The organism is Solirhodobacter sp. (assembly GCF_964715405.1).
On the sequence record NZ_CBAICG010000071.1, the window covers coordinates 1 to 9,396 of the forward strand.

General features: G+C 67.6%; 8 protein-coding genes and 2 pseudogenes. 6 read left to right on the forward strand and 4 right to left on the reverse strand.

Annotated features, from left to right (window positions below; translation table 11 throughout):
• The 3 genes and pseudogenes from AC11WY_RS18560 to AC11WY_RS18570 all read left to right on the forward strand — a co-directional run.
• Positions 1 to 276, forward strand: a pseudogene (locus tag AC11WY_RS18560) (hypothetical protein); the annotation flags it as partial.
• Between the two features lies 1 nt (position 277).
• Positions 278 to 1,147, forward strand: coding sequence for an ADP-polyphosphate phosphotransferase (locus AC11WY_RS18565; protein ID WP_482928248.1), 870 nt, complete (start codon positions 278 to 280; stop codon positions 1,145 to 1,147).
• 195 nt (positions 1,148 to 1,342) lie between these two features.
• Entirely contained in the window at positions 1,343 to 1,810 is a 468-nt protein-coding gene (locus tag AC11WY_RS18570) for a hypothetical protein (protein ID WP_482928250.1), read from the forward strand.
• Positions 1,811 to 1,816: 6 nt separating this feature from the next.
• On the opposite strand, the gene AC11WY_RS18575 is transcribed toward AC11WY_RS18570, so the two are convergent.
• Genes AC11WY_RS18575 through AC11WY_RS18585 form a run of 3 tightly spaced genes read right to left on the reverse strand, consistent with a single transcriptional unit; the run spans position 1,817 to position 4,917 of the window.
• The gene (locus AC11WY_RS18575; RefSeq protein WP_482928252.1) at positions 1,817 to 2,497 is read right to left on the reverse strand and encodes an ABC transporter ATP-binding protein; all 681 of its coding nucleotides are present in this window, start codon (positions 2,495 to 2,497) and stop codon (positions 1,817 to 1,819) included.
• Positions 2,494 to 3,702, reverse strand: a complete 1,209-nt coding sequence (locus AC11WY_RS18580; protein WP_482928254.1) for an ABC transporter permease — start codon at positions 3,700 to 3,702, stop codon at positions 2,494 to 2,496. The genes AC11WY_RS18575 and AC11WY_RS18580 overlap by 4 nt, the downstream gene beginning before the upstream one ends.
• A 3-nt stretch (positions 3,703 to 3,705) precedes the next feature.
• The gene (locus tag AC11WY_RS18585) at positions 3,706 to 4,917 is read right to left on the reverse strand and encodes an efflux RND transporter periplasmic adaptor subunit (protein WP_482928256.1); all 1,212 of its coding nucleotides are present in this window, start codon (positions 4,915 to 4,917) and stop codon (positions 3,706 to 3,708) included.
• A 280-nt stretch (positions 4,918 to 5,197) separates the two neighbouring features.
• Between AC11WY_RS18585 and AC11WY_RS18590 the strand changes: the two genes are divergently transcribed.
• The 3 genes from AC11WY_RS18590 (at position 5,198) to AC11WY_RS18600 (ending at position 9,081) form a co-directional block, all read left to right on the forward strand.
• A complete protein-coding gene (locus tag AC11WY_RS18590; RefSeq protein ID WP_482928257.1) occupies positions 5,198 to 5,509 on the forward strand; it encodes a hypothetical protein in 312 nt (103 codons plus the stop codon).
• Between the two features lie 526 nt (positions 5,510 to 6,035).
• Positions 6,036 to 7,769: an ABC transporter permease gene (locus tag AC11WY_RS18595; RefSeq protein ID WP_482928258.1), complete on the forward strand. Its 1,734-nt coding sequence runs from the start codon at positions 6,036 to 6,038 to the stop codon at positions 7,767 to 7,769.
• A gap of 13 nt (positions 7,770 to 7,782) precedes the next feature.
• On the forward strand, positions 7,783 to 9,081 hold the full coding sequence (locus AC11WY_RS18600; protein ID WP_482928259.1) for an ABC transporter ATP-binding protein: 1,299 nt from the start codon (positions 7,783 to 7,785) through the stop codon (positions 9,079 to 9,081).
• A 66-nt stretch (positions 9,082 to 9,147) separates the two neighbouring features.
• Here AC11WY_RS18600 and AC11WY_RS18605 read toward each other — a convergent pair.
• Positions 9,148 to 9,396: pseudogene (locus AC11WY_RS18605) on the reverse strand (hypothetical protein); the annotation flags it as partial.

The following is a 9,396-nucleotide window of genomic DNA, read 5'->3' on the forward strand; positions in this document are numbered from 1 at the left end:
CCGGTGCGCGCCGCCGTCTGCGCGCGCCTTGCTGCGCTTGGTGTCCGGATTGATGAACAGGCGAATGCCACCGGCGGGCCCTGCATTTCCGGTGCTGACAGCAACGTCTCGGTCTGGGTCATCCCGACCAACGAGGAACTGATGATCGCCGAGCACGCCTGGACGCTGATCCGCCCCGCATCCCGACGAAGTCCGGGTGACGGCCCGGCGGCCCTGACACCGGAACCGCAGGACCAACCAGCCTCGCAAGACCCCACAAACCCAAGGGTGGCGTAAGATGAAAATCGACACGGGCGACTTCCGCGTTGCCGCGGGCGAGACCATCGACCTTGAAAAACGGCCGACACGGATCGACCCGGTCTACCGATCGAAACGCGATTACAAGAAGAAGCTCAGGCATCATGTCGAGCGCCTGTCGGACCAGCAGCAGATGCTTTATGCCGCGAACCGCCATGCGATCCTGATGATCTTTCAGGCGATGGATGCGGCGGGCAAGGATGGCGCGATCCGGCATGTGATGTCGGGCATCAATCCGCAGGGCTGCCAGGTGTTCAGCTTCAAGCACCCCAGCGCGGAAGAGTTGCAGCACAATTTCCTGTGGCGCAGCACGCAAGATCTGCCCGAGCGGGGGCGGATCGGAATCTTCAACCGCTCCTACTACGAAGAGGTTCTGATCCTGCGCGTCCATCCCGAACTGCTTGCCGCCGAGGCGCTGGCGGACCCGGTCGCCGACGAAGCCGCGTTCTGGCAAACGCGCTACCGCTCGATCACCGATCTGGAACGGCATCTGCACACCAACGGCACCCGCATCGTCAAGATCTTCCTGCACCTCTCGAAGGACGAGCAGCGCAAACGCTTTCTCGACCGCATCGACGATCCGCAGAAGAACTGGAAGTTCAGCACCGATGACATCAAGGAACGCGGGTTCTGGAACGCCTACCGCAGCGCCTATGAGGACTGCGTCGGCGCCACCAGCACGGCGGATGTGCCCTGGCATGTGGTTCCCGCCGACGACAAGCACACCGCCCGACTGATCGTGTCGCAGATCCTGCTCGACACCTTCGACAGCCTGGGGTCGGCCTACCCGACCGTCACCGCCAAGCGGAAGAAGGAATTGCAGGCGATCCGCAAGACCCTGGCGAAATGAGGGCGGCGCTGGTCCCCGCCGGGCGAACCGCTGCGGCTCACCGGAAGGTGAGCAGCGGGGGGGCCCGGCGCGCTGATCCATGTTGCGGCGCCCGCCCGCCGCGGGCTGCTATGACGGCGGCATGATCGGGGCGACTCGATGGTCGGGGCGACCCGGCCGGACGTCTGGCCCTGATGCAATCCGGGGATGGAACCTATGACCCGCACCTGGCTTCCCGCGCCGAACCCGCAGTTCGACAGGTTTCTGTTCGCGCCGGTTGGCGAGGATGCGAACGGGATGCGGGTCAGCGTGCTTTCCGCGCTGGCGCGTCGCGGCGTCGATCCCTGGCAAGAGGCGCAAGACCTGGCGGGGCTGCCGACAGACTCCGCCGGGCAGCGGCTTGACACGCTGATCGCCGCCTTGCCGGACGTTCCCGCGCTGGCGCTCGATCACCGCGCGGTCGCGACACGGCTGATCGCACTGCTGCCGGGCGCGGTCAGCGTCAAGCCTGAAACCGGAACGACGGCCACGGATCGCCGTCAGGCGACCCACACCGGCAGCTTTGTCTTCGGCGCCTTCCTGATCTTTCTGCTGGTCAGCCAGGCCCTGATGCACATCCATCCGCCGACGACGCCGGTTGCCGGGCCCAAAGCCCCGATCACGGCGGTGGTGCCGACGCGGTAACGGCGGCTATCCGCTCAGCATCCCCTCGCCCACCACGATCTGGCGGCGGCAGGTGGCGGCGATCTTTTCGTCGTGGGTCGAGATCAGGAACGTCGTGCCCTCGTCCCGGTTGATCTCGCCGATCAGGTCCATCACCTGAATCGCCGAGACGCGGTCAAGGTTGCCGGTCGGTTCATCCGCCAGCACCAGTTCGGGCCGGTTCATCAGTGCGCGCGCCACCGCCACCCGCTGCTTCTGCCCGCCCGACAGGTTGGCCACCGGAAACGTCACCCGGTCGGCCAGCCCCATCCGCACCAGCAGCTCGCGCCCGCGCGCCCGCGCCGATGCCGTCTCGCGCCCCTCGCGCACCGCGGTGGGGAAGATCACGTTTTCCAGCGCGGTGAAATCCGGCAGCAGGTTGTGAAACTGGAAGACAAAGCCGATGTGCAGGTTGCGAAACGCGGTCAGTTCGGCGTCATCGGCGCCGATCAGATCCTCGCCCAGCATGACATAGCTGCCCGAAGTCGGTTTCATCAGCGTGCCGAGGATGGTCAGCAGCGTGCTCTTGCCCGAGCCGGATGGCCCCAGCAGCGCCGAAAGCTCGCCCTTCTCCAGCCGCAGGTCCAGCCCGCGCAACACCTGCGTTGTCACCTCGCCCGAGCCATAGGTCTTGACGAGGTCGCGCACCTCCAGCAGCGGGCCGCTCATTGCCCGATCGCCGTGACCGGATCGACCCGCGCCGCCGAGCGGGCGGGCAGGATCGAGGCGAGGATGGCGCCGATGGTGGTCAGCAGGATCGCCAGCCCGAAGGCGCCTTGCGCGACGTCGATCGGCAGCCCGCCCGGCTTGAACGAGCCCGGGCCGGAAAAGCCCGACAGCACCAGATAGCCGATCGCCGCGCCCGACAGCCCGCCCATCAGCCCGACGATCGCGCCCTGGGTGATGAAGACGACCAGCACGAAGGACCGCTTGGCCCCCATCGCGCGCATGATGCCGATCTCGGGTCGCCTGCGAAAGGTTGACAGGAGCATGGCCGAGGCGATGCCGATGACGATCGTCACCAGCGCGAAGGCCTTGAGCAGTAGGCCGGTCTGCGCCTGCGCCTTCAGCGCCGCCAGCAGTTGCGCCGCCTGCTCGGTCCAGGGGGTCGCGTAAAGCCCGGTCACCGCCGTGATCCGCGCGGCGGTGGCGTCGGCGTCATAAAGGTTGCTCAGCTTGATCTCGATCTGCGAAATCGCCTGCGGCATCGCGAACAGCGTGCGCGCGGTGGCCAGGCTGACGTAAGCCTGCCGCCGGTCCTGCCCGCCCGTGCCCATCTTGAAGATGCCGGTGACGGTCAGCGCCGCGTCGATCCCGGTCGAGGCTTGCAGCCGCACCGACTGGCCCACCGTCAGGTTCATGTTGTCGGCCAGCGTCTGCCCGATGATGACCGAACCGGCCAGCAGATCGGCCCGGCCCTTCACCATGTAGCTTGCCAGATGCACGATGGCGGACACCTTGTCGGGCTCCAGCCCCATCACCGACACCTGCTGCACCAGCTTGCCGCGCGTCAGGAACCCCGACCCGCTGATCTCCTGCGAGGTGACGACGACGCCGGGGATCGCCTCGATGATCGGGATGAACGCGGCGGCGGTGGGCAGCACATCCGACCGGTTATCGTCCTTCTGCTGCACCAGAAGGATGCGCCCCGGCCCCTTCGGCAGCAGCAACGCGGGGTCGGTCGCCTCGGCCTCGATGGTGATGTGGGCCATGTCGCCCACCGTGCGCGCCATGATGAATTCGGCCAGACCGCCGATCAGCGCGCTCATGAAGATGAAGATGAACACCCCCACCGCGACGCCGACCACCAGCAGGGCGGTCTGCGACTTGCTCGCGGTCAGGTAGCGGGTGGCGATCTTGAGCGCGTACAGCATCGTCTAGCGGCCCTTGACGGTGACGGCCTGACCATCCTTCAGCCCGGTGGGATCGAGGATCAGCACGTCGCCCGCCGCCAGCCCGCTTGTCACCGCCAGCCGGTCGGCGGGCCAGTCCACCACCGTCACCGCCTGTCGCCGCGCGACCCCGGCCTTGACCAGAAAGACCGCCGAACTGGTGGCATCGGTGACGATCGCCGTGCGGGGCGCCGAAATCGCGGCCGCCTGTTTGTCGACGATGACGTTGGCCGTGACGGTCAGCCCGACCGGCACCGCCTGCGGCGTGTCGAAGGCGATCTTCACCTCCAGCCCGCCGGTGGCCACATCGACCTGCGGCGAGACGAAGATCACCTTGCCGGTCTGGGTCCGCGTCTCGCCCACGAATTGCAGCACCGCGGGCTGGCCGATGGCGATCTGGGTGGCGTAGGTTTCATCCACATTGGTATCGACGATCAGTTGCGACATGTCGGCCAGCGTGAACAGCGCGCTGGCGGTATCGACCAGTTGCCCCGGATCGACCCCGCGCGTCAGCACGGTGCCCGGGATCGGCGCGGTGATGGTGTATTTCGTCAGCGCGATCTGCGCCTGTTCGACCAGCGCGCTCAGCCGCCCGACCTCCTGATCCGCGCTTTGCATCGCGCGCGCCGCATCCTCCAGCGTGTTGCGGGTGACGTTGGCGCCAAGCGCCTCGGTCCGGCTGAAGGTGGCCTTGGCCTGCGCCTGCGCAACCGAGCCGGAATCGAGCGCCGCCTGCGCCGCTCGCACCACCGCCTGTTGCAGGGTCGTGTCGAGTTGCGCCAGCACCGCCCCCGCCGCCACCTTGTCGCCCGCGTCGGCGTTCAGCGCCACCAGCGTGCCGACAACCGACGAGCGCACGTCGACCGAGTTCAGCGCCGCAACCGTGCCGTTCACCGCCAGCACCCGCGTCAGCGGGCCGGGCACCACCGTTTCGACGGCAACCGCGGTTTTCGACGCGATCCAGGGGTGAACATAAAGCGCGCCACCGATCGCCAGCGCGACCACCGCGCCGCCCAGCCACGGCCACCAGCGCCGCCGGGCCGCCGCAGGATGCGGTGCGTGCCTGGCGGTGGTCGCTTCGCGCAGCGCGGGGACCGAGGCCGCCTGCGCGCCCGCAGGGACAGGCGGCGTCGTGTCGGGTGTCCGTGCCTCGGCGGCGGCGGCCCCGGTGTGCTCGGTCGCATCCTGTTTTGGCATCGGCGGGCATCCAGTGCTTGAAACGCTACGGTATCCGGCAGCGGGGGCGCAGGACGGGTCGCGGCCTGAGGCTAGGGGCGCGCGGCTTGGGGTGCACTGACATGGGTTAGCCCCCCCGCCCGCGCGGCCAACCGCCGCAGCGGGGCGCGGCCTGACGCAGGTTAGCGCGCAGCGACCGGAAAGGGCGCCTTGTTGGTCAGCACCGCCGCCAGCGGCCAGATCGCCCGGCCAGGCGGATGGTGGGCGCCCGGCGGACTTCGCCGTGACAAAGGAGACGAAAATGGCCCATGACACCTCAGCCCTGAAGATCCCGTCCGCCAGCGCCGATTACGACGCGGTGGTCGATCAACTCGCCTCGCTGCGCGCCGACATGGCAAAACTCGCCGATGCGGTCACCACCGGGGCCCAGCATCGCAGGCAGGCCCTGACCAGCGGCATCGCCGACCGGATGACCGGCGCCGCCGATTACGTCGGGCGCAGCGGCAAGGGTGCCGAAACCCGGTTCGAGGGCGCGGTCGCCGCAAATCCGTTCGTCGCGCTTGGCATCGCGGTCGGCGTCGGCCTGCTGTTCGGCGCCATGTCGCGGCGCTGAGCCCGCTTTCCCGGCGCGGGCGTTGAACCGCGCCGGGCCGGGCCGAACCGCCGGACTGTCCCCGGACGCCGGGGCGATCGCGGTTGCCGGGTCCGGCGCGGTTCCCTGTTCCGGCCCGGTATCGCGGCCCGGACCCTGTGGCCACACCGATTGCACGTCGCATCGTCAGGCGGCGGGGTCGGCTACCCGACCAACCCGTTGATAAGGCCCGCCGCGGTCGTCGCGGCAATCACGCCGCGCATCAAGATTCGACATGACACCGACATAACCCGGCGCTATGACGCCTGAGGAATCGCATCCGGCCAAGCCCCGATGTCGACGATGGATCAACGGGATGTCAGACGGCAGTCGATCTACCAGAAAAAGCAGGAAACCGGCCGGTTAGGACCACCCGTCCCTGCCCGCCGGATGCCTGTATGGGCACGGAGGGCAGTTGGATGAAACACGACAGGATCACCTGCGGCGCGCCGATCGCCCGTCCTGCGCGGGTTCGTTCGCCGTCGCCGCGCCGGTTGGGAGCACGGACATGAGCTTCGCCGTCGTCCCGATTTCCGCGCAGCGGCGGCGGCGGTTCGGCCGTTGGGACGCGGTCGCGGTGCTGCTGTTTCTTGCCGTGCTGATCCTGGTCGCGGATGCCGGGCGCGGTGTCGTGAAACCTCTTCCGGTGTCGGGCGCTTCGGGGATCACGCTCGATCCGGCAGCGCTGCCCGGCTATGCGCTGCGCACGGCGCTGCGGATGCTCGCCGCCCTGATGTGCTCGCTCATCTTCACCCTCACCTATGCGACGGCCGCCGCGAAGTCCCGACGCGCCGAGATGATCCTGATCCCGATCCTCGACATCCTCCAGTCGGTGCCGATCCTCGGCTTCATCTCGGTCACGGTGACCTACTTTCTCGCCCTGACGCCGGGGCGGATGCTCGGCGCTGAATTCGCCGCGGTCTTCGCGATTTTCACCAGTCAGGCCTGGAACATGGCGTTCAGCTTCTACCAGTCGCTGCGGACGGTTCCGGTCGAACTTACCGAGGTGAGCTATTCGCTTCGGCTTGGCCCCTGGATGCGTTTCTGGAAACTCGAAGTCCCGTTCGCGATGCCGTCCCTGATCTGGAACATGATGATGTCGATGTCCGGCGGCTGGTTCTTCGTCGTTGCGTCCGAAGCGCTGAGTGTCGGCAACACCTCGATCTCGCTGCCCGGCGTCGGTTCCTACATCGCGCTGGCGATCGCGCAGCGCGATCTTGTCGCCATCGGCTATGCGGTGGCGGCGATGCTGGTGGTGATCCTGATCTTCGATCAACTGCTGTTCCGCCCGCTGATTGCCTGGGCCGACCGCTTCCGCTTCGTGCAGGAAAGCGAGGTCGCCCCCCCCGGTTCGTGGGTTCTGACCACGTTGAACCGGTCGCGCCTGGTGGCAGCCTCGGTCGCGCCGTTTGCCGCCTTCTGGGGCTGGACCTACCGCAGCTTTCCGCGCGGGCGCGAGATCATGCCGACCACGACCGACGAAAAGCGGGGCCCGATGCGCGCCGCCGACCTGATCTGGACCGGACTTGTGCTTGCGCTCGTCGCCTGGGCGCTCTGGAAGGTGGCGAGCTTCGTGCTGTCCGGCGTGTCGCCGTCGGAGCTTCTGACGCCAGTCAAGCTTGGGCTGATCACGCTGACGCGCGTGATGGTCCTGATTGCTCTGGCCAGCCTGATCTGGGTGCCGGTGGGGGTCTGGCTCGGGCTCAATCCCAAGGCGGCACACATCGCCCAGCCGATTGCCCAGTTCATGGCCGCCTTCCCCGCCAACCTGCTGTTCCCGGTGGCGGTTTCGGCGATTGTCGCGCTGCGGCTGAGCCCCGACATCTGGCTCAGCCCGCTGATGGTGCTGGGGACGCAGTGGTATATCCTGTTCAACGTCATCGCGGGCGCGTCGACGATTCCGTCCGAGTTGCGCGACATCGGCACCAGCATGCACATCCGTGGCTGGCTCTGGTGGCGCAGGATCGCGCTGCCCGCGGTGTTTCCATTCTACATGACCGGGGCCCTGACCGCCTCGGGCGGATCGTGGAACGCGTCCATCGTGGCCGAGATCGCCACCTGGGGCGATACGACCCTGCGCGCGCACGGGCTTGGCACCTATATCGCGGATGCCACCTCCGCCGGAGATTTTCACCGCATCGTGCTCGGGATCGCGGTGATGAGCGGGTATGTCGTGCTGTTGAACCGCACCTTCTGGCGCCCGCTTTACCTTTACGCCGAACGCAAGTTCCGCCTGAACTGATACGGAGACGGTGATGGAAACGGCCACGCTTCTGGATGTTCGGGCAGTCCACAAGGGCTTCGCCAAGCCTGACGGCAGCGAGTTCGTCGTGCTTGAGGGGGTCAATGTCACCCTGCGCGAGGGCGAGATCGTCGGCCTGCTTGGCCGGTCGGGGTCGGGCAAGTCCACGCTGCTGCGGCTGATCGCCGGATTGTCGCGGCCCGGCGCGGGCGAGGTGAACTACATGGGGCACCCGGTCGATGGCCCGCCCGACGGGGTCGCCATGGTGTTCCAGAGCTTCGCGCTGTTTCCCTGGCTGACGGTGTATGAAAACGTCGAGATCGGGCTCGAAGCCCTCGGCGTGCCGCGCGAAGAACGGCGGCGGCGCGCGCTGGAGGCGATCGACCTGATCGGCCTCGACGGCTTTGAAACCGCCTACCCGCGCGAGCTTTCGGGGGGGATGCGCCAGCGTGTGGGATTTGCCCGCGCGCTGGTGGTGCACCCCAACATCCTGCTGATGGACGAGCCCTTCTCCGCGCTCGACGTGCTGACGGCCGAGACGCTGCGGACCGATTTTCTCGACCTCTGGTCCGAGGGCCAGTTGCCGATCAAGGGCGTGATCCTGGTCACCCACAACATCGAGGAAGCGGTGCTGATGTGCGATCGCATCCTGATCTTCGGCTCCAATCCGGGCCGCATCCTGCATGAGATCAAGGTCGATCTGCCGCAGCCGCGCGCGCGTCTCGACCCCAGCTTCCGCACCCTGGTGGAGGACATCTACGTCGAGATGACGGCACTTGGCGCCCAGCACCGTGCCGCCCGGACCGAGCGTTTCCCCGGCGCGGGCATCGAATCGGTGCTGCCGCGGGTATCGACCAACCGGCTGTCGGGCCTGATGGAAACGGTCGACGCCGCGCCCTACAACGGCGAGGCTGACCTGCCGGTGATCGCCCCTGCCCTGCACATGGAGATCGACGACCTCTTTCCGGTGGCGGAAACCCTCCAGATGATGCGCTTCGCGGAAGTTGCGGGGGGCGACATCCGGCTGACCCCGGAAGGGCGGCGCTTTGCACAGATCGACACCGACGAGCGCAAGAAGCTGTTCGCGCAGCATCTTCTGACCTACGTCCCGCTTGCCGGGCACATCCGCCGGGTGCTCGACGAACGGCCGAGCCACCGCGGCCCCTGGAGCCGGTTCGCCGACGAGCTGGAGGATCACATGTCGCCGGAAGATGCCGCCCACACGCTCCGCGCGGTGGTCAGCTGGGGGCGTTACGCCGAAGTCTTCGCTTACGACGACGACACGCGGACCTTCAGCCTGGAAAACCCGTAGGCGGCCGAGGGCGGGACGGCCGAGCGATCGGCGCCGCCTCGGATCGGGGGATCGATTGCAGTGCTGTCAATCGGCTCTGATCGCCCCGCCGCCCGACGGCATCGGTGTGCCACGGCGAGTTTGCCGCAATCTACGATGGAGGGCGGTCATGCCGGGGGGATTACCCACCCCCAGCGCCGAGGCGCGCGTCAGGAACTCGCGTCGGCTCATCCCGCCGCTTCGATATTCCTCGGCGTACATGCGTGCCGCGGGATGAAGCCGGGTCTTCTGTCTGTCCTTCTGGTCCATGTAATGCAGTCTCCCTGTCGGTTTTCT

Bases quoted from the DNA above. Each gene is read 5' to 3' on its own strand.
- AC11WY_RS18585 (WP_482928256.1), bottom strand. From the start codon at position 4,917: ATGCCAAAACAGGATGCGACCGAGCACACCGGGGCCGCCGCCGCCGAG.
- AC11WY_RS18565 (WP_482928248.1), top strand. From the start codon at position 278: ATGAAAATCGACACGGGCGACTTCCGCGTTGCCGCGGGCGAGACCATC.
- AC11WY_RS18590 (WP_482928257.1), top strand. From the start codon at position 5,198: ATGGCCCATGACACCTCAGCCCTGAAGATCCCGTCCGCCAGCGCCGAT.
- AC11WY_RS18575 (WP_482928252.1), bottom strand. From the start codon at position 2,497: ATGAGCGGCCCGCTGCTGGAGGTGCGCGACCTCGTCAAGACCTATGGC.
- AC11WY_RS18580 (WP_482928254.1), bottom strand. From the start codon at position 3,702: ATGCTGTACGCGCTCAAGATCGCCACCCGCTACCTGACCGCGAGCAAG.
- AC11WY_RS18570 (WP_482928250.1), top strand. From the start codon at position 1,343: ATGACCCGCACCTGGCTTCCCGCGCCGAACCCGCAGTTCGACAGGTTT.
- AC11WY_RS18595 (WP_482928258.1), top strand. From the start codon at position 6,036: ATGAGCTTCGCCGTCGTCCCGATTTCCGCGCAGCGGCGGCGGCGGTTC.
- AC11WY_RS18600 (WP_482928259.1), top strand. From the start codon at position 7,783: ATGGAAACGGCCACGCTTCTGGATGTTCGGGCAGTCCACAAGGGCTTC.